17 protein-coding genes and 1 pseudogene are annotated in these 21,044 nt (G+C 76.8%); 3 read left to right on the top strand and 15 right to left on the bottom strand.

Translation table 11 applies throughout. The annotated features are described in order from the left end of the window. Nucleotides 1–184: 184 nt before the first annotated feature. From hisC to SK069_RS02800, 7 genes are all read right to left on the bottom strand, one after another. Complete coding sequence (gene hisC, locus SK069_RS02770) at nt 185–1,285, bottom strand: histidinol-phosphate transaminase (RefSeq protein WP_319952650.1); 1,101 nt, start codon at nt 1,283–1,285, stop codon at nt 185–187. 131 nt (nt 1,286–1,416) lie between these two features. Next, on the bottom strand, nt 1,417–3,246 hold the full coding sequence (gene glsA / locus SK069_RS02775; protein ID WP_319952651.1) for a glutaminase A: 1,830 nt from the start codon (nt 3,244–3,246) through the stop codon (nt 1,417–1,419). Nucleotides 3,247–3,336: 90 nt separating this feature from the next. Continuing rightward, nucleotides 3,337–3,705 carry a chorismate mutase gene (gene aroH, locus SK069_RS02780; RefSeq protein WP_319952652.1) on the bottom strand — a complete coding sequence of 123 codons (369 nt, stop codon included), beginning with the start codon at nt 3,703–3,705 and terminating at the stop codon, nt 3,337–3,339. A 118-nt stretch (nt 3,706–3,823) separates the two neighbouring features. After that, entirely contained in the window at nt 3,824–4,429 is a 606-nt protein-coding gene (locus SK069_RS02785) for a response regulator transcription factor (protein WP_319952653.1), read from the bottom strand. After that, on the bottom strand, nt 4,426–5,745 hold the full coding sequence (locus SK069_RS02790; protein ID WP_319952654.1) for a sensor histidine kinase: 1,320 nt from the start codon (nt 5,743–5,745) through the stop codon (nt 4,426–4,428). The genes SK069_RS02785 and SK069_RS02790 overlap by 4 nt, the downstream gene beginning before the upstream one ends. 70 nt (nt 5,746–5,815) lie before the next feature. After that, on the bottom strand, nt 5,816–6,541 hold the full coding sequence (locus SK069_RS02795; RefSeq protein WP_319952655.1) for a pseudouridine synthase: 726 nt from the start codon (nt 6,539–6,541) through the stop codon (nt 5,816–5,818). A gap of 2 nt (nt 6,542–6,543) precedes the next feature. Then, a complete protein-coding gene (locus SK069_RS02800) occupies nt 6,544–7,377 on the bottom strand; it encodes a class I SAM-dependent methyltransferase (RefSeq protein WP_319952656.1) in 834 nt (277 codons plus the stop codon). 137 nt (nt 7,378–7,514) lie between these two features. On the opposite strand from SK069_RS02800, the gene rlmN reads away from it, so the two are divergent. Beyond that, nucleotides 7,515–8,501, top strand: coding sequence for a 23S rRNA (adenine(2503)-C(2))-methyltransferase RlmN (gene rlmN / locus SK069_RS02805; protein WP_319952657.1), 987 nt, complete (start codon nt 7,515–7,517; stop codon nt 8,499–8,501). Nucleotides 8,502–8,582: 81 nt separating this feature from the next. Further along, nucleotides 8,583–10,532, top strand: a complete 1,950-nt coding sequence (locus tag SK069_RS02810) for a glycoside hydrolase family 2 protein (RefSeq protein ID WP_319952658.1) — start codon at nt 8,583–8,585, stop codon at nt 10,530–10,532. On the opposite strand, the pseudogene dinB reads toward SK069_RS02810, so the two are convergent. Further along, nucleotides 10,520–11,847, bottom strand: a pseudogene (dinB, locus tag SK069_RS02815) (DNA polymerase IV). The gene SK069_RS02810 and the pseudogene dinB sit on opposite strands and share 13 nt — an antisense overlap. Nucleotides 11,848–11,906: 59 nt before the next feature. Here dinB and SK069_RS02820 point away from each other — a divergent pair. Continuing rightward, the gene (locus SK069_RS02820) at nt 11,907–12,671 is read left to right on the top strand and encodes an SDR family NAD(P)-dependent oxidoreductase (protein ID WP_319952659.1); all 765 of its coding nucleotides are present in this window, start codon (nt 11,907–11,909) and stop codon (nt 12,669–12,671) included. Nucleotides 12,672–12,737: 66 nt separating this feature from the next. Here SK069_RS02820 and SK069_RS02825 read toward each other — a convergent pair whose 3' ends face one another. From SK069_RS02825 to SK069_RS02855, 7 genes are all read right to left on the bottom strand, one after another. After that, a complete protein-coding gene (locus SK069_RS02825; protein ID WP_319952660.1) occupies nt 12,738–13,478 on the bottom strand; it encodes an alpha/beta hydrolase in 741 nt (246 codons plus the stop codon). Between the two features lie 28 nt (nt 13,479–13,506). Further along, the gene (locus tag SK069_RS02830; RefSeq protein ID WP_319952661.1) at nt 13,507–15,216 is read right to left on the bottom strand and encodes a PHA/PHB synthase family protein; all 1,710 of its coding nucleotides are present in this window, start codon (nt 15,214–15,216) and stop codon (nt 13,507–13,509) included. After that, nucleotides 15,213–15,695, bottom strand: a complete 483-nt coding sequence (locus SK069_RS02835) for a MaoC family dehydratase (protein ID WP_319952662.1) — start codon at nt 15,693–15,695, stop codon at nt 15,213–15,215. The genes SK069_RS02830 and SK069_RS02835 overlap by 4 nt, the downstream gene beginning before the upstream one ends. Nucleotides 15,696–15,744: 49 nt before the next feature. Further along, a complete protein-coding gene (locus tag SK069_RS02840; RefSeq protein ID WP_319952663.1) occupies nt 15,745–16,677 on the bottom strand; it encodes an alpha/beta fold hydrolase in 933 nt (310 codons plus the stop codon). Nucleotides 16,678–16,894: 217 nt separating this feature from the next. Next, the gene (locus SK069_RS02845; RefSeq protein ID WP_406628244.1) at nt 16,895–17,548 is read right to left on the bottom strand and encodes a response regulator; all 654 of its coding nucleotides are present in this window, start codon (nt 17,546–17,548) and stop codon (nt 16,895–16,897) included. A gap of 4 nt (nt 17,549–17,552) precedes the next feature. Beyond that, the gene (locus SK069_RS02850; protein ID WP_319952665.1) at nt 17,553–18,647 is read right to left on the bottom strand and encodes a sensor histidine kinase; all 1,095 of its coding nucleotides are present in this window, start codon (nt 18,645–18,647) and stop codon (nt 17,553–17,555) included. Further along, on the bottom strand, nt 18,637–20,961 hold the full coding sequence (locus tag SK069_RS02855; protein ID WP_319952666.1) for an MMPL family transporter: 2,325 nt from the start codon (nt 20,959–20,961) through the stop codon (nt 18,637–18,639). The genes SK069_RS02850 and SK069_RS02855 overlap by 11 nt, the downstream gene beginning before the upstream one ends. Nucleotides 20,962–21,044: the final 83 nt, after the last annotated feature.

Consider the following 21,044-nt stretch of genomic DNA (forward strand, 5'->3'; position numbering starts at 1 on the left):
GGCCGCACCGGCGCACCGGATGCGAAGGGGTTGTGATCGGCGCCGCTGATCCGCGGCGGTCGCGCCGGCACCCGTGACGGCTCCGGACGGGTGCATCGCGCCCGCGCCGGGGCGACGCGCGCGGGTGCGTCGTGGCGGCCCCGGGGGCCGGGGCCCGGACGACGCTCCCGACGGCGGCCGTGGGTCAGGCCAGCGCGGAGCGCAGCGCGGCGAGGAAGCGCTCGTTCTCGTCCGGCGTGCCGTAGGTCACCCGCAGCGCGCCGGAGCGGCCGAGCGCTCCGCCGGAGCGGACGAGCACGTCGTGCTCGCGCAGCGCGCCGAGCACGTGCTGCTCGAGCTCCTCCGGCGTGCGATCCTCGCGCGCCGGCAGGTCGAACCAGGCGAAGTTCGCCTCGGAGGCCGCCGGGACGATGCCGAGGTCGCGCAGGCCGGAGGCGACGTACTCCCGCGACTCGCGGGCCTGGCGGATCCGCGCCCCGATCTCGCCGGGGTGACGCAGGGCCTCGGTCGCGGCGGCCGCCGCGGCGACGTTCACCGTGAACGGCTGGCGCACGCGCGCGGCGGCGCCGACGAGCTCCTCCGACGAGCAGAGGCCGTAGCCGACCCGCATCCCGGCGAGGCCGTAGATCTTCGAGAAGGTCCGGAGGATCACGACCTGCGGGTGCTCGTCCAGCAGCGGGATCGAGTCCTCCGGCCGGTATTGCTCGGCGAACTCGACGTACGCCTCGTCCAGCAGGACGACGACGTCCTCCGGGACCTCGGCGAGGAAGCCCCGCAGGGCGTCGAGGCCGACGCCGGTCGACGTCGGGTTGTTCGGGTTGCAGACGATGACCAGGCGCGTGCGGTCGGTGATCGCCGCGGCGAGCGCGTCGAGGTCGTGGCGGTGCTCGTCGTCGAGGTCCACGCGCACCGCGGTCGCGCCGGAGGCCGCCTCGAGGTGCGGGTAGACCGAGAACGACGGCCAGGCGTGGACGAGCTCGGTGCCGGGCTCCAGCAGCGCCTCGCCGAGCGCCAGCAGGACGTCGCAGGAGCCGTTGCCGACGGTGATCCGCTCGGCCGGCACGCCGGTCTGCTCGCTCAGCGCGGCGCGCAGCGGCAGGTACGACGGGTCCGGGTAGCGGTTCGTCGCGGTCAGGGCCTGCGCCGCGGCGGCGACGACCTCCGGCAGCGGGGGATCCGGGCACTCGTTCGAGGCGAGCAGCGCGACGCCGTCGGGCAGGCTGTAGCCGCCGGCCGTCGGGTAGTACGGGATCTGCGCGGCGGTCGAGGAGAGCTTCAGCGGCACGTCGGCATCGTGCCACTCCCGCCCGCCCGCCGCGCTCGCGCCCGCCGACGGAGGACCGTCCGGTCCGGGTTCGGGTCCTCGGCCGTCGGCCCGACGCGCACCGGCCGGCCCACGGCCTGCCGGCCCGGCGTTCAGCCGAGCCGCTCGGCGAGCGCGCCCGAGGTCCGGCGGACGGCGACGTACGCGTCGGCCACGAGCGCCCGCAGCAGCGCCTCGCGGGTCGGACCCTCGAGCCCGTCGAAGGCCTCCCGCGTGAGCAGGGCGAGCTCGACCTCGCCCCGGGCGACGAGGTCGGTGAGCTGCGTCGAGCCGTCCAGCAGGGAGACCTCGCCGAGGACGGCGCCGGGCCCGAGCGCCCAGAGCGGCCGCTGGACGCCGTCGGCGCCGGTCACGGCCAGGCGGATGCGGCCGCGCAGCAGCAGCCCGATGCCGACGGCGTCGTCGCCGCGCCGGGCGAGGACCTCGCCGTCGGGCAGCGTGCGCCGCGCGAGCGCGCCGACCAGGTCGCCGCGGCACTCCTCGGGCAGGCGCGCGACGAGGGGGTGGTCCTCGACCGCCAGCCGCTCGACGAGGCACGCGGCCGTGCCGTGGCGCTCCAGCAGCCGGTCCTCGCACCACTCCAGCGCCGGCTCGCGCGCGGTGAAGCGCCCGTCCCAGTCCGGGATGCCGTCCCCGTCCCAGCCGGGCGGCGCCAGGTCGTCCTCGGCGGGCAGCCGGCGCTCGGGATCCACGAGCGCCACCGCGATGCCCTCCTCGGCCAGCGCGGCACGCAGCCCGACGAGCGTCCGGCGCGCGACGTCGGCCACCTGGTCGACCCGGCGGACGTCCAGGACGAGCGCGTCGAGCTCGTCGGCGACCTCGGTCACCGCCCGGACGACCGACTCGGCGCCGGAGAAGAGGAGGTCGCCGTGCAGCTCGTAGACGCGCCCGCGGGAGGCGACCCGCTGCAGGACGTCGCGCTCGGCGGCGTTGCGACGCAGCCGCGACGGCCGGTCGACGACGTCGAAGGCGGCGCGGATCGCCGACCGGCTCGGACGGCCGACGTGGAGCATGTGCAGCTCCATCTCGCGCGCCAGCCGCTGGCAGGCGGCGACGCCGCGGACGCTGTTGCCGTGCGCGTCGAGCCGCGGGGAGAAGATCGCGATCCCGAGCTGCCCCGGCAGCACCGCGAGGATGCCGCCGCCGACGCCGCTCTTCGCCGGCAGGCCGACGGCGGTCACCCAGTCGCCGGCCGCGTCGTACATGCCGCAGGTCGTCATGACGCCGAGCGTCCGCTCGACGACGGCCTCCGGCAGCACCCGCTCGCCGGTGGTCGGCGAGATCCCGGCCGCGGCGAGCGTCGCCGCCATCCGCGCGAGGTCGCGGACGTCCAGGCGCAGCGCGCACTGGCGGAAGTAGCGGGCGACGATCGGCTCGGGGTCGTCCTCGAGGATCCCGACGGTTCGCAGCATGTAGCCGATCGCGCGGTTCCGGTGCCCGCTCTCCAGCTCGGAGCCGAAGACCGCCTCGTCGAGCTCGAGCGTCCGCCCCGCGCAGGCCGAGTAGAGCGCGCGGACCCGCGCGAAGCGCTCCTCGTCGTCGCCTCCGGCCACGAGCGAGGCGGTCGTGATCGCTCCCGCGTTGATCATCGGGTTGCGCGGGCGACCGGTGTCGGGCTCGAGGCTGATCTCGTTGAACGCGTCGCCGGACGGCTCGACGCCGACCTTCGCGTCGACCGCCGCGACCCCGTGGTCGGCGAGCGCGAGCGCGTAGGTGAACGGCTTGGAGATCGACTGGATCGTGAACGGGACGTCCGCGTCGCCGACCGCGTAGAGCGCGCCGTCGGTCGTGCAGAGCGCGATGGCGAAGTCGTCGTCGGGGACGGCCGCGAGCTCCGGGATGTAGTCGGCGACCGCGCCCCCGCGCTCGTCGCGCAGGGCGGCGTGGACGTCGGAGAGGTAGGCCTCGACGATCGAGCGCATCCGCGCCAGCGTAGGGGACCGGCACCGGCGGACCCGGGGCTGCGCGACGACGACGGCCCGCCGGGAGGGGCGCGGTCCCCGAGCGCGCCGCTACTGCGCGCTCGTGAGGTCGGCGCGCAGCGCCTTCGCGCGACCGAGGTAGACGTGCTGCGCGCGATGGTCCTCGTCGGCGCGCTGGTAGTGCACGAGCACGCGGATGATCCGCGGCAGCGCGCCGGGGACGTCGATCTCCACCGCGCACATCAGCGGGACCTGGTCGAAGCCCATCTGGCGGGCGGCGGCCGCCGGGAACGCCGCCCGCAGGTCGGGCGTCATCGTGAAGAGGCAGCTCACGAGCTCCTCGGGCCGCAGCGCGTTGCGCTCCAGCAGCTCGCGCATGAGCTCGGTCGTGCGGGCGAGGATCTCCTCGGCGTCGTCGGCCTCGACCGAGATCGCTCCGCGCAGCGCGTGCATCCGCATCGCCCTGATCCTGACAGCGCCGCGGGCGACGCGGCGCGCGGGCCCGGCCGCCGGGTCGCGACCCTCCGGCGCCGGGCGCCCGCGCCGCGCCGGCGTGCCGGCCGGCGGACCGCGAGGGCTAGAGCCAGCCCTGCTCGTCCGCGCGCCGGACGGCCTCCGCGCGGGTGCGCCCGCCGACCTTGCCGATGGCGGCCGACAGGTGGTTGCGCACGGTGCCCGGGGCGAGGTGCAGCGCGCCGGCGATCTCGGCGACCGTGCCGTGGGCGCGCGCGGCGCGCAGGACCTCGGCCTCGCGCGCGGTCAGCGGGCTGGCCCCGTCGGTCATCGCGTCGACGGCGAGCTCGGGATCGATCACGCGCTCGCCGCCATGGACGCGGCGGATCGCCACCGCGAGCCGATCGGCGGGCGCGTCCTTCAGGAGGAACCCGCGGGCCCCCGCCTCCAGCGCCCGGCGGGCGTACCCGGGACGCGCGAAGGTCGTCAGCACGAGCGCGCGGGCGCCCGGGTGCGCCTCGGCCAACCGGCCCACGAGGTCGATCCCGCTCATGCCCGGCAGCTGGACGTCGACGAGCACGACGTCGACGGGGCGCCCGGCCAGCAGGTCGAGCGCCTCCTCGGCGCTGCCCGCCTCGCCCGCGATCTCGAGATCCGGGTGCAGCGCCAGGAGCGCCGCGAGCGCCCCGCGGACCATCGCCTGGTCCTCGACGAGCAGGACGGAGATCACGAGGGCGCTCCCGAGACGCGGGCGGGCCCGACGGGGCCGGGCCGGTCGGGGCGGCCGGCGAGGTCCGGCCCGTCCGCCGGCGCGCCGGCGCGGGTCACCACGAGCGGCACCCGCACCGCGAGGCGGAAGCCGCCGGTCTCCGGCGCCGCCCCCGCGACGACCTCGCCGTCGAGCGCCGCGACCCGCTCGCGGACCCCGGGCAGGCCCGAGCCGCCGCCCTCCCCGGCCGGGCGCGTGCCGGCCGCCGGTCCGCGCCCGTCGTCGACGACCTCGAGCACCGCGTCGCGGTCGTCCGTCGCGATCCGGACGGTCGCGCGACCCGCCGCGGCGTGGCGCAGGACGTTGCTCACGGCCTCGCGCAGCGCCCAGCCGAGCGCCGCCTCGACCTCGCGCGGCAGGCCCTCCAGGTCGCCGACGTCGGCGACGAGCTCGACGCCGTCGGCGCGGGCCAGCGCGGTCGCGGCGTCGAGCTCCTCGATCAGCCGCGGCGCGCGGTAGCCGGCGACCGTCTCGCGGACCTCCGCCAGCGCGCGCCGCGCGGTGTCCTCGACGTCGGCGATCTCGCGCCGCGCCCGCTCCGGGTCGACGGGGACGAGCTGCCGGGCCAGCTCGCTCTTCACCGTGATCGCCAGGAGGGTGTGGCCGAGCAGGTCGTGGAGGTCGCGCGCGATCCGCAGGCGCTCGTCGACGACCGCCCCTCGCGCCAGGGCCAGGCGCTGCGCGCGGGCGCGGTGCACGAGCAGCGACTGGCGCCGGCCGACGATCGTGCCGACCCCCGAGCCGACGACGCCGAGCGACGACCCCGCCGCGTCGCCGACGTCGTCGCCGTAGAGCGCGAAGGTCAGGCCGACGCAGCCGAGCACGATGGCGAGGGCGGCCCGCGGCGGCAGGCGGGTGCCGGCGGCCATCGCGATGCCCATCGGCACGACGAGCGCCTTGGCCTCGATCGTCGCCAGCCACCCCCCGGCGAGGAGCAGCGCCGCCGTCGGGCCGAGCGGGGGCAGCGGCGGCTCCCCGCCCGGCGGGCCGAACGCGTCCCACAGGAGCCAGAGCACGATCCCGATCACCGCGACGGTGAGCCCGATGCGGACCACCGCGCCGAGCAGGTCGCAGCCGGCGGAGGCGTCGACGGCCTGCGGCAGGCCGACGACGACGAGGACGAAGCCGACCCAGCCCATCACCGCCACCCGGCGGCGGCGATGGTCGCCGGACTCCTGACGCTCGAGCCGCTCGAGCTCCTCCAGCGACGCGCCGAGCAGCGGCGTCGCGGCGGGCGCCGCGCAGGCCTCGGGGTCGGTCCGGCGGCGCCAGCGCATCACGGCCGATGCTCCGCCTCGGCCACGCGGCGCGCAAGGGCCGACCGTCGCCGGCGAGCCATGACGGATGTCACGGGCGGTCGGCCGGCGGACGGGCCGCGTCGCGCAGGGCGGCGACCTCCCGCCCGTCGAGCGCGCGCCACTCCCCCGGGGCGAGCCGGCCGAGCTCGAGCGGGCCCATCCGCACGCGGCGCAGCGCCCGGACCGGATGACCGACCGCCCGGCACATGCGGCGCACCTGGCGCTTGCGCCCCTCGCGCAAGGTGATCCGCAGCTCGCCCGGCCGCGGCTGCTCGACGGTCGCCGGCAGCGTCGGCCCGTCGTCGAGCTCCACGCCCTCGCGCAGCCGCTGCAGGGCGGCCGGTCCGACCCGGCCCCCGGCGACCGTCGCGACGTACGTCTTGGGCACCTCGTAGCGCGGGTGGGTGAGGAGGTCCGCCAGCGCGCCGTCGTCCGTGAGGAGCAGCAGGCCGGTGGTGTCGGCGTCGAGCCGCCCGACCGGATAGAGCCGCCGCTCGCCGGCCGGGACGAGACCGACGACCGTGGGCCGACCGTGCGTGTCGCGGGCGGTCGAGACGACGCCGGCCGGCTTGTGGACCGCGAAGACCACCGTCTCGCGGACCGGCGCGACGTCGCGGCCGTCGACGCGGACCGCCACGCTGCCGTCGTCGGGCACGTCGCGCGCGGGATCGGTCACGACGGCGCCGTCGAGGGTGACGCGACCGGCGCGGACGATCTCCTCGGCCGCCCGCCGCGACGCGACGCCCGCGTGGGCGAGGTACTTCTGCAGGCGCACGGCTAGTCGGCCGCGATCGGCGGCAGCGCCGGGCGCGGCGGCGCGGCGGGGTCGGACGGACGGTCCGCGGCCCAGACGACCGCGGCGGGGAGGCCCTCGATCAGCGGCTCGCTGCCGTCGTGCGGCGGCTCGCGCAGCACCGTCGGCACGAGCCCCGCCGCGACGAAGCGCTCCACGTAGTCGCCGAGCGGGTGCGGCCACTCGGGCACGCGCACGCGGATGCCGTCGGCGGTCGTCGTCCACGCCCGGGCGTGCAGGAGGCCCGTCGCGAGCGGATGCGGATTGGAGACGACGAGCCGGCCGCCCGGGGCGACGATCCGCGCGAGCTCGCCGATCGCGGCGAGGCTCGGCAGGTGCGAGAGCGTCAGCGCGCAGAGCACGACGTCGGCGCAGCCGTCGGGCAGCGGCAGGTCGCGGGCGTCGGCCTCCAGCCACTCGAGCTCCGGCGCGCGGCCGCGCGCGACCTCGAGCATCGCGCGCGAGGCGTCGACGCCGATCACCCGATGCCCCTGGGCCGCGAGCCACGTCGCGTGACGACCAGTGCCGGTGCCGACGTCGACCGCGATCCCGGCCGGGCGATCGGCGAGCAGCTCGCGGACGACCGGCCCCTCCGCGTCCAGCAGCGGGTTGCGCCGCTCGTCGTAGCTCGTGGCCCAGGCGGCGTAGCCCTCCTGCACCGAGACCGCCGGCAGGTCCCGTCCGGCGGCCTGCGCCGGGTCCCCGAGGAGCTCGGCGATCGCGGTGCGGTGCCGGTGCACGCCGACGACGTCGCCACGCACCCCGGCGCGCAGCAGGGCGAGCCCGTGCAGGCCGATCCGGTGGTCGTGGTCGTCCATCGGGCCGAAGGATGCCAGGCACGCCCACCGGCGCCACCGACGTGCGCGACCGCGCGGGCGAGGCGCCACGCCGCGCCGGGCGCGCTCCGCGCCCGCCCCCGACGGCCCTGCCGCGAGGCGCCTGCGATCATCGGTCCGTGGACCTCGACCTGCTGCGCAGCACGCTGGAGGAGCTCGGCCAGCCCCGCTTCCGGCTCGACCAGATCTGGAAGTGGACCGCCGGCGGCGCCCGCGGCTACGACGAGATGACGAACCTCCCCGCCGGGCTGCGCGACGAGCTGGCGGCGCGGGTGCCGTTCTCCACGCTCGAGGAGGTCCGGCGCGTCACGGCCTCCGACGGCACGGAGAAGCTCCTCCTGACGACGAAGGACGGGCGGCCGATCGAGACCGTCCTCATGCGCTACCACGACGGTCGCCGGTCGATCTGCGTCAGCTCCCAGTCCGGCTGCCCGCTGACGTGCACGTTCTGCGCGACCGGTCAGATGAAGTTCGGCCGCAACCTCACCGCCTGGGAGATCCTCGACCAGGCGCTCGCGCTGCGCCGGCTCGACGTCCTGAACCACTGCGTGTTCATGGGCATGGGCGAGCCGATGATGAACCTCGACAACGTCCTCGAGGTCTGTCGCCGGCTGCCCGACCTCGGGATCACGCACCGCCGCACCGGCATCTCGACCGTCGGCTGGGTGCCGGGGATCGACCGGCTCGCCGCCAGCGACGTCCCGGTGCGCCTGGCGTGGTCGCTGCACGCGCCCGAGGACGCGCTGCGCAGCGAGATCATGCCGGTGAACGACCGGTACGCGCTCGAGGACGTCAAGGCGGCCTGCGACCGCTTCTACGAGCGCCGGCGCAAGATGATCTTCGTCGAGTACGTGATGCTCGCGGGGGTCAACGACTCGGTCGCCCAGGCCGAGCAGCTCGCCGACCTGCTCGAGCCCTGGAAGTACAAGGTCAACCTCATCCCGTACAACCCGACGGACTCCGTCTACGACGGCTCCTCCCGGGGGTCGATGGACGCCTTCCGCGACGCGCTGGAGGCCCGGGGGTTCAACGCCACGATCCGCCTCATCCGCGGTCGGGACATCGACGCGGCCTGCGGCCAGCTCGCCGCCAAGGCCGCCGCCTGAGCGCCGCCGGGCCGGGCGGCGGCGGGCGCTGCGCCCCGATCGGCCCGAACGCCCGGCCCATCGGCGATGATGCAGGGCCACGTGTCGCGCCTGGCTCCCCATCGGACGGTCGCCGTCGTCCTGATCGTGCTCGTCGCGGCCGTCGTCGCCGTCGTCTCGACGCTCGGGATCGACTCCGCCTCCTCGACGGCCGCCTCCGCGCCGCGCCTGCTGCCGCTCGGCACGCCCGCGGGGACGGTCGGTCCCGCCGCGCCGCAGCGGCTCGACGCGGGGTGGCAGCGCGCCGCCGACCCGGCCGACGACGGCCTGCAGGTCGGCCGGCAGACCGGACAGGGCGACGGCTGGGTCCCGGTCACCGTGCCGGACGTCGCCGATCCCGCCCTCTCGCTCCAGAGCTTTCGCGGCGGCGTCTGGTGGTACGTCCGCGACGTCGCCGTCCCCGCGGCGGCCGAGGGCGGCACCTGGGCGCTGCGCTTCGAGGCCGTGCGCCGGATCGCGAACGTCTACGTCGACGGCCAGCTCCTCGCGAGCAACGACGATCCGTACGCCCCGTTCGAGGTCGCGCTGCCGCGCGCGACGACCGGGCGCACCGTCCGCGTCGCGATCCGCGTCGACGGGCGCCGGCCCGGGGGCATCAGCGAGGGCTGGTGGAACTGGGCCGGGCTCACGCGTCCCGTCTGGCTCATCCCCCGCGGCCGCCTGCTGACGTCGGACCCCGCCGTCCAGGGCACGGCGCGCTGCGACGCCGCCGGCTCGTGCACGCCCGGCGTCCGCGTCCGCGCCACCGTGCTCAACCGCCTGCCCGAGCCGCTGGCCGCGCGCGCCCGCCTGACCGTCGACGACCCGTCCGGGAAGCGCGTGCTGACCGTCGAGCGGGACCTGCGCACGATCGGCGGCGGCAGGACCGCCACCGTCTCGATCGACGCGAACGTCCCGAACGGGCGGCTGTGGTCCCCGTCCTCGCCGACGCTCTACCGCGCGCGCCTGGAGCTCCTCGGCGGGATCGACCTGCGTCCGGAGCAGGTCGTCGACGAGCGGATCGGCCTGCGCAGCGTCGCGGTGACGGGCGCGAAGCTCCGCCTGAACGGGCGCGAGCTGCGCCTGCGGGGATCCTCGATCCAGGAGGACGTGCCCGGGCGCGGCGCGGCGATGAGCGACGGCGACGTCCAGCGGATCGTCGACGAGCTGCAGGCGAGCGGCGCGAACGTCACCCGCGCCCACTACACGCTCGACGACCGGCTGCTCGACGCGCTGGACCGCGCGGGGATCATGGTCTGGGCGCAGACGCCCGTCTACCAGGCCGACCGCCGCCTGCGCGAGCAGGGGTTCTTCGACTACGCGCTGCGGACGAACCGGGCGTCGATCCTCGCCACGCGCAACCACCCGTCGGTGATCGTCCACTCCGTCGCCAACGAGCTGACCGCGGGGGTGGACGCGCAGCCCGCGTCGGTGGCCTACCTCGACCAGGCACGACGCGACGCGGAGGCGCTGGACCCGACGGTGCCACCGGCGCTCGACATCCGCAGCCTGCCGGACTACCCGGCCCAGCAGGCGCACGCGCGCTTCCCGGTGCTCGGGCTCAACGCGTACTTCGGCTGGTACAAGGGGCCGAAGGCGCACCGCGTCGACGACTTCCGCCGGTTCGTGCCGTTCCTCGACGCCACGCGTGCCGCCTACCCCACGCAGGCGCTGGCCATCACCGAGATGGGCGCCGAGGGCATCAAGTCGGGCAAGCGCACCCTCAAGGGCACGCTCCAGTTCCAGGCGCGATACCTCGCCCGCGTGATGAACGTGGTCGACCGGCGGACCGACCTCTCCGGCGCGCTCTACTGGACCCTGCGCGAGTTCGCGGTCCGCCCGGACTGGACCGGGGGCGCCGACCGGCGGACGGTGAAGCGGACGGGCCTGCACCGCAAGGGCCTGCTGACGTACGCCGGCCGGCCGAAGCCGGTCTGGTCCGTCGCCCGCCAGCGCCTCGACGGCGCGCTGTGGAGCCCGGCGATGCCGCCGCGCGTGCGCTACGGGCCCTGAGGTCCGGCCGGGCCCGATCGCCGGTCCTCGGCGGTCCCGGGCGGCCGCCCGAGCGGCGGCGGCTCCCGGCGCGACCGACGGGACGGCCGCTCCCGCAGCCGGGCGTCGGCCCAACCCTCGCCGTGCTCGGCCGGGCGGCCGAGCAGGCGCGCGCGCTGGATCGCCCGCCCGCCGTGGCGGCGACGGATCGCATCCAGCGCGGCGTCGAGCCCGTCGCCGGTGGCGGGCGGCGGGGCCCGGCGGACCGGATCGCCGAAGGGGAGCTCGAGCTGCTGCTCGTCGACCCGCTCCAGCCCGCTGACGCTGAAGCCCACGAGGGTCAGGTCGCGGGCGGCGAGGACCGCGTGCTCGGCCGCCAGCAGCCCGCGCGCCGTGGCCAGCAGCACGTCCGTCTCGGCGCTCGGCCGCGCGAGCGTCGCCGACCGCGTCGCGACGGAGAAGTCGGCGAACCGCAGGCGCAGGCTCACCGTCCGTCCCGCGTGGCCCGCCTCGCGCATCCGGCGGGCGATCCGGTCCAGCAGCCCCATCGCGGCGGCGTCGGCCTCGGCGTGCCCGCCGGCCGGGATCCGCCGCGCGGCCTGGGCGCCGAACGACCGGCGGCGGCGCTCGGCCCGCACCGCCCGGGACTCGCGGTTGTGCGCGATCGCGTGCAGGCGGCGGCCGGCCGAGGCGCCGACCGCGGCCACGAGCGCCGGCTCGCCGGCCGCGGCGAGGTCGGCGATCGTCGCCCACCCCCGGCGGCGCAGGCGCCGGGCGGTCGCCGTCCCCACGCCCCAGATCCGCTCGACGGGCAGCCGGTCGAGGAACGCCCGCTCGTCCTCCGGGGCCAGCACGAGCAGCCCGTCCGGCTTGCCCGCGCCCGAGGCGAGCTTCGCGACCTGGGTCGTCGAGCCGCCGCCGACGGTGATCGGCAGCCCGACCTGCTCGCGGACCGCCCGTCGGACGGCGGCCGCGATCTCGGCCGGCGTGCCGGTCACGCGCTCGAGCCCCGTGACGTCGAGGAACGCCTCGTCGATCGAGAGCGACTCCACGAGCGGCGCGTGCGCGCGCAGCACCGCGTGGACCGCCTCGCCCGCCTCGACGTAGGCGTCGAAGCGCGCCGGCACCACCCGCAGCTCCGGGCAGCGGCGCCGCGCGGCCGCGACGCCCAGGCCGGCCCGGACCCCGGAGGCCCGCGCCTCGTAGCTCGCCGCCATCACCACCCGGGCCCGACCGCCGTCGGCCGGCCCCGCAGCGCCGGGTCGTCGCGCTGCTCGACGGAGGCGTAGAACGCGTCGAGGTCCGCGTGGAGGATCGCTCGGCGGGGCGTCGACACGAACGCATGTTCGCCCCACGACCGGACGGCTCCCCACGGACCCTGGATAGGGTCGAGGCATGGCGCAGCGACTGCGGGAGACGGTGGCCCTCGTCACGGGGGCGAGCTCGGGGATCGGCGAGGCGACGGCCCTGCAGCTCGCCGCCGACGGCGCGACGGTCGCGATCGCGGCCCGCCGCGAGGACCGGCTCGACGAGCTCGCGCGCAAGATCCGGGACGCCGGCGCGCACGCCCTCGTCGTCGTCGCCGACGTCAGCGACCGCGAGCAGGCGGCCGGGTGCGTCGAGACGACCGTGGGCGAGCTCGGACGGCTCGACATCGTCGTCAACAACGCCGGGCAGATGCTGCTGGGCCCGGTCGCCGAGCAGCCCGCCGAGGAGATCGACCGGATGCTCGCCCTGAACCTCCAGGGCCTGATCCACGTCTCGCAGGCCGCCCTCCCCCACCTGCGCTCGGCCGCGCAGGACCCGCCGCGCCGGGTCGCCGACCTCGTGAACGTCAGCTCCGTGGCGGGACGCCGCGCGAACGCCGGCGCCGCCGTCTACAACGCGACGAAGCACGGCGTCGGCGCGTTCAGCGAGGCGCTGCGCCAGGAGGTCACGCGGGAGCACGTCCGGGTGTCGCTCGTGGAGCCCGGCGCGGTGGCGACCGAGCTGCTGAGCCACAACCGGCCGGAGATCCAGGAGGCCTCCGCCCGCCGGCTCGGGGACCTCGACCCGCTGCGGGCGCAGGACGTCGCCGACGCGATCTCGTTCGTCGTCACGCGCCCGCGGCACGTCGCGGTGAACGAGGTGCTCGTCCGGCCGACCGAGCAGCAGCAGTAGGAGGACCGGCGGCCCCTCGCCGGCGGCCCGTCCGGCGCCCGTCGGGCCTCGGACCGGGACCGGCCCTCAGGCCGATCCGGCGGCCGCCGGCTCCTCGGCCCGCGGGCGCTCGGGCCGCGCGAGGGCCTCGGCGAGCACCGGCAGGACCTTGCGGTTGGCGATCAGGCCGATGTGGCTGCCGGTGACCTCGACGTTCTCCGCGCCCTCGACGACGCAGCCGGGCCACGCGACGACGCCGTCGCCGCGGGAGTAGACGCTCGTCACCCGCACGCTCGGATCGATCGGCGCGCGGAACGCCGCCGCGAACGGGCAGTCGCAGAAGAGCGTGAAGCAGGCCGGGCGGCGCGTGCGCCGCGCGGCGTGCAGCGCCAGGCGGGTCCCGGTGACCGCCGCCTGGGTCGGCACGCTGATCCCGAGCATCCCGTTGAGGTCGGAGCCCAGCGAGACCGCGTGCGAGACGAGCTCGGGATGGCCGGCGGCCAGCGCGCGGGCGTAGTGCCCACCGCGGCTGTGGCCGATCACGGCCACGCGGCGCCCGTCGCGCTCGCGTGCGCGGCGGGCCGTCCGCACCACCCGGTCCAGCGCCCGGTCCGCGCAGTCGGTGTTCGTCACGAACCCGGCGGTGACCGCCCGATAGCCGATCCGCCGCAGCCAGAGCGCGAGCAGCGACAGCGTCTGGTCGCCCGCGAGGAACCCCGGCACGAGGACCACGGTCCGGCCGTCGCCGCGCGGCACGCCGCGGGGCCGCAGGAACAGCGGGTCGACCGAGAGGCGCCAGGCCTCCAGGACCCAGCGCGTCTCGGCCACCGGCCGGCCCCACCAGCCCGGACCGCCGCTACTCGTGGACATACCGTCCCGGGGCGGCGTCGAGCGGCGGGTGGGCATCCGACCCCTGCGCCGCGGGGGCGGGCACCTGCTCGCCGGCGCGCTCGCCGAGCCACCGGGCGTGGTCGGTCCACCACGAGCCCGAGTGGGAGACGGCCTCGGCCTCCCACGCCCGGGGATCCGCCGGGTGCGACGGCGCGATCCGGAAGCTCGACCGGCTCTTCGGCGACGGCGGGTTCACGAGCGCCTGGATGTGCCCGCTCGTGGAGAGCACGAACCGCAGGTCTCCCCCGAGCACCTGGGTCGTGCGGTACGCGTTCTCCCACGGCACGATGTGGTCGGTGCTGCCGGCCACGACGTAGCAGTCACGGTCGACGCGGCGCAGGTCCAGCGGCGTGGCCATGAGCGATCGCGCCTCGGGCTGCACGAGGTCGTTGAGCATCGCCATCTGGACGAAGTCGCGGTGCAGGCCGTGCGCGAGGCGGACCGTGTCCTGGTTCCAGAACAGGACGTCGAACGCGGGCGGCGCCTTGCCGAGGAAGTAGTTGTTGATGACGTAGCGCCAGATGAGGTCGTTCGGCCGCAGCCACGCGAAGACCCCGGCCAGCGACGCCCCGTCGAGGTACCCGCGCCGCGCCGAGTCCGCGACCGCCGCCGCCGCGATCTCGCGCCCGGTGAACGCCGAGGTCGTGCCCGCCTGGCGCTGGTCCAGCGCGCAGACCAGGAGCGTGGTGGAGCCGAAGCGCTCCTGCTCGCCGGTGCCCGCGAGGTAGGCGAGCGTCGCGACGCTGATGATGCCGCCGGAGCACGCGGCGACGAGGTCGACGGTCTCGTGCCCGGCGATCTCGGCGGCGGCGTCGCGCGCCCGCAGGACCGCCCGGGCGTACGTCTCCAGGTCGAAGTGCGAGTGCTCCTTCCCGGGGTTGCGCCACGAGATGGCGAACACCCGGTGGCCGGCGGCGACGAGGTGCTCGACGAAGCTCCGCCCGGGCGCGAGGTCCAGGACGTAGTACTTGTTGATCGTCGGCGGCACGACGAGCAGCGGCCGCTCGAAGACCGTCTCGGTCGTCGGGGCGTACTCCAGCAGCTCCATGACGTCGTCGCGCAGGACGACGGAGCCGGGCGTCGCCGCGACGTTGCCGCCGATCTCGAACTTCGACGTGTCGACGGTCGCCGGCAGGCGCGGCGCCCGGGCGACGTCCCGGACGAACCGGCGCGCGCCGAGCGCGAGGTTCACGCCGCCGCGGTCGATCGTCTCCTTCACGACCTCCGGGTTCAGCAGCGGGAGGTTCGTCGGCGAGAGCAGGTCGTGGAGGTTGTCGGCGAGGAAGCGCACCTGCTGCTCGGTGCGCCAGTCCAGCTCGGCGTCGTCGATCAGGCCGTCGACGGTCGACCCGACCGCGAGGTAGCCCTGCAGCACGCGACGCAGCGCCCAGTTCTCCTCCCAGGCGCGGTCGCGGAAGCGGGCGTCGCCCTTCGCCGGGGCGACCGTGGAGCGCCCGCCGGCGACGCGCGCGAGCTCCGCGCCGAGCGCGCCGACGCGCCCGGCGGTACGGCGCGGACGGCGCGCCAGCGCGGCGGCCGTGCGCAGCACCGGACCGGGACGGGCGATCCGCGTCGCACGGCCGCCGGAGACGTTCTGGGTCAGCAGCGTGTCGAGCGCCGCGTTGCGGTGCGTGCGGCGCCGCTCGCCCCGGGGCGGAGCGTCGGTCGTGCTCACGACGCCTCCTCCGCGAAGCGGTAGAGGACCTGGGCGACGCACGCCGGCTTCGGCGCGTCCTCGATCTCGAAGGTCAGCGTGCAGCGCAGGACGCCGACGCCGTCGGCGATCTGCGCCTCGTCGAGGGCGACCCGCATCCGCAGGCGGCTGTCGACCGGGACCGGCGCGACGAAGCGCAGGCGGTCGATGCCGTAGTTCATCGCCATCGCGAAGCCGGAGACGTCCAGCACGTCCTCCAGGAGCGTCGGCGCGAGCGAGAGCGTGAGATAGCCGTGGGCGATCGTGCCGCCGAAGGGCGTCGCGGCGGCGCGCTCGGGATCGAGGTGGATCCAGTTGCGGTCGCCCGTGACCTCGGCGAAGGCGTCGATCATCGGCTGGTCGATCGTGATCCAGCGGCTCGTGCCGAGCTCCTCGCCGACCTTCTCGGCGAGGGAGGCGAGGTCGGAGTACCTGGTCGTCGTGGGGGCGTCGTCGGTCATCGTCGGCTCCGTGGTGCGTGGTTCGGTGGGGCGTGCCGGTCCGGCCGGGTCAGGCGCGGCCGGCGAGCCGCAGGAGCAGGTCCCGCTGGTTGCGGGCCGCTCCGGTGTGGAGGGCGAGCGGGCGCGTGACCCGCTCCGTGGTCCGCCGGACGGGCGTGGAGCGCACCGCCGGGTCGGTACCGGCGACCTCACCGAGCCACGACCGCGCGAGCGCGGCGGTGTCGTCGAGGTCCTCGAACGGGAAGGCGTGGCCGCCGGGACGCAGCTCCAGGCGGCAGCCCGGGATCGCGGCCGCCATCCGGCGCGCGTTCTCGACCGGGCTCATGGCGTCCTGGACGCCGTGGGCGACGAGCGTCGGGCAGCGCAGCGCGGCGAGCTCGCGCCGGCGGTTGAAGCAGGACGCCGCCACCGTCTGCGCCCAGGTCATCGTGGCGCCGGCGCGCCGGACGAGGAACGGCTCGACGGCCGCGTCGAGCTCCTCGGCCGACGCCGCGGCGAGGTACTCCGGCGAGAAGAGCATCGCGGCGGGCCAGAGCCGGCGGCGGCGCGCGGAGTCCCGGGCCAGCCGCCCGAGCACGGCGGAGGCCTCCGCCGGCGCCGGCAGCCGGGACGCGGGGCCGCCCGACCAGCCGCCGACGAGCGCGAGCGAGCGCACCCGCCACGGCATCCGGACCGCGAGCTCGATCGCCACGGCGGCCCCGAGCGAGACGCCGACGACGTGCGCGGATCGCTCACCGGCGGCGTCGAGCGCGCGGCCGGCGTCCGCGGCGAGCGTCGCCACGGAGACCGGCGTCGGCCACCACGCCGACCGGCCGCTGCCGCGGTGGTCGAAGGCGATCGCGCGGAACCCGTCGGGCAGCAGCGGCACGAACGGGGCGAAGATCGCGGACGAGATCGTCCAGCCGGTGATGGCGAGCACGGGCTCGCCCGCCCCGGAGCACGTCACGTGCAGGCGCGGCCGGCCCGGGCTCGTGACGGACACGGAGCGCACGGGAGGCGGGCTCGCGAACGCGAGCCGGTCGGTGCGGGAGCGACGACCCGGCCCCTCCCGCCGACAGCGACGATCGCACCGTCGAGCACGCCGCAGAAGGCCGCCTCGCCCCGTGTTCGGACGGGCCCAGGGGCGAGCGCCCACGAACGGCACGACATCCGGTCGCGACCGTTCGACGCTCGTCGAATCCGAGCGTCGTCGGTCGCGATCAGCCGCCGGCGCGCAGGAACGCGAGCACCGCGAGGACGCGACGGTGGTCGCCGTCGCCGCCGGGCAGGTCGAGCTTCGCGAAGACGTTCCCGACGTGCTTCTCGACCGCCTTGGGCGTCACGACGAGGGCGTCGGCGATGCCGCCGTTCGTGCGGCCCTCCGCCATGAGCGCCAGCACCTCGCGCTCGCGGGGCGTCAGCGCGGCGAGCGCGTCGTCCCCGCGGTCGCGATCGCGCACGAGCTCCGCCACGACCTCGCGGTCCAGGGCGGTGCCGCCGGCGGCGACCCGCCGGAGGGCGTCGACGAAGCCGCGCACGTCGCCGACGCGCTCCTTCAGCAGGTACCCGACCCCGCCGCCGCCCGACGCGAGCAGCTCCGACGTGTAGACCGGCTCGACGTACTGCGACAGGACGAGCACCGCGAGCCCGGGGTGGCGCTCGCGCGCGGCGATCGCGGCCCGCAGGCCCTCGTCGGTGAACCCGGGCGGCAGCCGCACGTCGACGACCGCGACGTCGGGGCGGTGGCCGTCGACGATCCGCCGCAGGCCGTCGCCGTCCTCCGCCTGCGCGACGACGTCGAGGCCCTGCTCGCGCAGCAGCGCGACGATCCCCTCGCGCAGCAGCGCGTGGTCCTCGACGACCACGACCCGCAGCGGCTCACCCATGCGGGAGCTCCGCCCGGACGAGGGTGCCGCCGGCGTCCGGCGCCGACACCGCCAGCCGGCCGTCGAGCGCCTCGACCCGGCGCCGCAGGCCCGTCAGTCCGGACCCAGTCGGGTCGGCGCCCCCGGTCCCGTCGTCGGCGATCTCGACGACGAGCCGTCCCTGCTCCTCCCCCAGCCGCACCGTCGCGCTCGCCGGGCCGGCGTGCTTGGCGGCGTTCGTCAGCGACTCGGCGATGACGAAGTACGCGGCGGACTCGACGACCGGAGAGGGCCGGCGCGCGAGGGCGCCCTCGACGGTCACCGGGATCGCGCACCGGCGCCCGAGCGCCTGCGCGGCGGCGAGCAGCCCGCGGTCGGCGAGGATCGGCGGCGCGATCCCGCGGGCGAGGTCGCGCAGCTCGCCGATCGCGGCCTCCGCGTCCCGCTGGGCGTCGAGGACGAGGGTGCGCGTCGCCTCGTCGCCGTCGTCCTGCAGCCGCTGCTCGGCGCGCCCGAGCCGCATGCTGAGGGCGACGAGCCGGGCCTGCGCCCCGTCGTGGAGGTCGCGCTCGATCCGCCGCAGCTCCTCGGCCTGGACGTCGAGCGCGCCGCGGCGCGTCCGGGTCAGCACGTCCACGCGCTCGGCGAGCTGACGCGCCCGGCGCCACGGCAGCGCGTCCCCGCGGGAGAGCGCCAGGAGCGCGAGGTACCAGCTGCCGAAGCCGAGGATCGGCCAGATCGGCCAGAAGGCGCCGCCGCCCGACAGGAGCCAGATCGTCACCTCGACGCCGCTGGCGAAGAGGAACCACTGCCGGGTGCGCTCCAGCCGGGACGGCCGCGGCTCCGACAGCGCCGAGCGCAGCAGGGCGTAGACCCCGAACGCCACGGCGAGCCCGAACCAGACCCACATCGGCCAGAAGGCGCCGCCGCCCGTCAGCGCCCAGAGGACGAGCACGAGCGCACCGAGGAACGCGGAGCCGCCGAGGTGCAGGACGAGCGGCGACTCGTCGAGCCACCGCACCCCGACGCCCGCCTCCGTGGCGGACGTCGGAGCCGGCGCGGTGGCCGAGGGGCGGGCGGTGCCCGCCCGGTCGGGCTCAGCGCGCATGGCCATCAGCGGCCGGGAGCACGGTGCGATCCTCCCACGCCGCGTCCGCGACGGGAAGGCCGTCGCCGCGCGGCGCCCGCCGACGCGCCCGCGAGCGCGCCCGCCGGACCGGCATGCCCCGCTCGCCGAGGAGCGTCAGCGCCGCCGGCAGCGCGAGCGCGCGGACGATGGTCGCATCGAGCAGGATCGCGGTCGCCAGGCCGACGCCCATCTGCTTCATCTCGAGGAACCGCAGCGTCCCGAAGATCGCGAAGACCGCGACCATCACGACGGCGGCGCTCGTGACGGCGCCGGCCGTGGCGCCGACGCCCTCGGCCGCGGCCTGGCGCGGGCTGCGCCCGGCGGCGCGCGACTCGCGGACCCGCTCCAGCACGAGGATCGTGTAGTCCATCGACAGCCCGAAGAGGACGACGAAGGCCATCAGCGGCAGCCAGGCCGAGACGGTGCCGGTGGAGGTGAAGTCCAGCACCCCCTCCGCCCACGTGTGCTGGAAGACGAGGGTGAGCACGCCGTAGGCGGCACCGATCGACAGGAGGTTCAGCCCGATCACCGTCAGGGCCAGGCGGGCCGAGCGGAACGTCCCGACGAGCAGCACGAACGCCAGCCCGAGGACGAACGCGAGGACGAGCGGCAGCTTGTCGTTCACCTGGTCGACGAAGTCGATCGAGCCGGCGCCGGCGCCGGCCACCAGCGCGGTGGCGCCCGGCTGGACGCGATCGACGGTCGGGGCGACCTCCGAGCGCAGCCGCTCGACGGCGGCGCGCAGGCCGTCGGCGTCGTGGTCGGGCATCGGCACCTCGATGACCGCGGCGTCGCCGGCGCGGGACACGCGGACCTCGACGGGCCCTCGGCCGCCGGTCGCCTCACGGGCGCGGTCGCCGAGCTGCTGGAGCCGCCCGGTCGCGTCGCCGAGGCGCTGCCCCGTGACGACGATCTGGGAGTGCTCCGGCGCGCCGGGGAAGGCGCGCTCGACCTCGGTCAGCGCCTGGACGGCCGGCAGATCCGCGGGCAGGCCCTGCCGCCCCTGCTCGGCGGTCTGCATCGAGAGCGCGGGAACGGCGAGGCCGCCGAGCACGAGGACGGCGACGAGGAACGCCGCGCCGGGTCGGCGCGTGACGCGCTCGGCGACCCGCTGCCAGGCCGAGGGCCGGTCGACGCCGACGACCCCGAGTCGGCGAGCGCGCCGGGCCCGCAGCCGCCAGACCAGCGGGATCCGGCCGCGATCGATCCGGTCGCCGAGCAGCGCGAGGATCGCCGGGAGCACCGTGAGCGAGCCGACGAGCGCGATCGCGACGACGGTGATCGTGCCGACGGCCATCGAGGCGAAGTCCGGCACCCCGGTGATGAAGAGGCCCGCCAGGGCGACCATGACGGTGAGCCCGGACACGAGCACCGCGCGGCCGACGGTCGCCGCCGCCGCGTCGAGCGCCGCGTCGGGCCGGGGGCGGGTGGGGTCCCTCCGCCGCTCCTCGCGCTCGCGACGGATGTAGAAGAGCGAGTAGTCGACGCCGACGGCGAGGCCGATGAGGACGAGCAGCGACGCGGTCGAGTCGCTGCTGGGCACGAGCTGGGAGGTCAGGCCGACCGCGCCGAGGGCGCCGGCCACGGCCGTGACGCCGAGCAGCAGCGGGACGAGCGCCGCGACGAGCGCGCCGAACGCGACGACGAGCACGACGAGCGTCACGGGCACCGAGAAGATCTCGGCCTGCTGCAGGTCCTCCTCGAAGAGGTCGCCGATCGCCTTGTCGACCGACCCGACGCCGGTCTGCACGATCGTGGCGTCGCGCTCGGGGATCGACGCGCGCACGTCGTCGACCGCGGCGATCACCGGCTCGACGTGGTCGGCGGCGTCCTCCGGGTCGCCGCGCAGCATCGCCTGGACGAGGACGGCCTTGCCGCCGTCGGTCCGCAGCGCGGAGTCGGCCCGGGGGCCGGCGCCGCTGACGACCGTCCCGACCTCCTCGACGGTGCGGAGCCGTGCGGCGACCCGCTCGGCCGCGTGCCGCGCGGCCGCCGGCGTGGACGCCCGGACGAGGATCGTCTCGGCGGCGCGGTCGTCGAGGCCGGCGCGCTCGAGCACGCGCTCGGCGCGGCCGGACTCGCCGACCCCGGCATCGGCGCCCTCGAGCGACCGCGTGCCGACGAGCGACCCGGCCGCGGTCAGTCCGACGACGAGCAGCAGCCACAGCAGCAGGACGGTCTTCGGCCGGCGCTGCGCCCCGCGCGCGGCCGAGCGGGTGAGGCGCGCGAGCGCGCCGGCGGGGGCGGCCGGAGGAGCGCTGCCGGATGGGGAGACGGGACGGGTTCGGGACATGCCGCCAGCCTGCTGCGCGGGTCCTCGCGCGTCGCTGGGGGAAGGACCCGATCCGCCCCGGGCCGCCCCCCGAGATCGGGGTG

It is taken from the genome of Patulibacter brassicae, assembly GCF_033949425.1.
Taxonomy (GTDB): domain Bacteria; phylum Actinomycetota; class Thermoleophilia; order Solirubrobacterales; family Solirubrobacteraceae; genus Patulibacter; species Patulibacter brassicae.

Excerpts from the sequence above, each read along its gene's own strand:
- SK069_RS02820 (WP_319952659.1), top strand. The coding sequence starts at position 11,907 with ATGGCGCAGCGACTGCGGGAGACGGTGGCCCTCGTCACGGGGGCGAGC.
- SK069_RS02855 (WP_319952666.1), bottom strand. The coding sequence starts at position 20,961 with ATGTCCCGAACCCGTCCCGTCTCCCCATCCGGCAGCGCTCCTCCGGCC.
- SK069_RS02800 (WP_319952656.1), bottom strand. The coding sequence starts at position 7,377 with ATGGACGACCACGACCACCGGATCGGCCTGCACGGGCTCGCCCTGCTG.
- SK069_RS02790 (WP_319952654.1), bottom strand. The coding sequence starts at position 5,745 with ATGCGCTGGCGCCGCCGGACCGACCCCGAGGCCTGCGCGGCGCCCGCC.
- SK069_RS02835 (WP_319952662.1), bottom strand. The coding sequence starts at position 15,695 with ATGACCGACGACGCCCCCACGACGACCAGGTACTCCGACCTCGCCTCC.
- SK069_RS02850 (WP_319952665.1), bottom strand. The coding sequence starts at position 18,647 with ATGCGCGCTGAGCCCGACCGGGCGGGCACCGCCCGCCCCTCGGCCACC.
- aroH (WP_319952652.1), bottom strand. The coding sequence starts at position 3,705 with ATGCGGATGCACGCGCTGCGCGGAGCGATCTCGGTCGAGGCCGACGAC.
- glsA (WP_319952651.1), bottom strand. The coding sequence starts at position 3,246 with ATGCGCTCGATCGTCGAGGCCTACCTCTCCGACGTCCACGCCGCCCTG.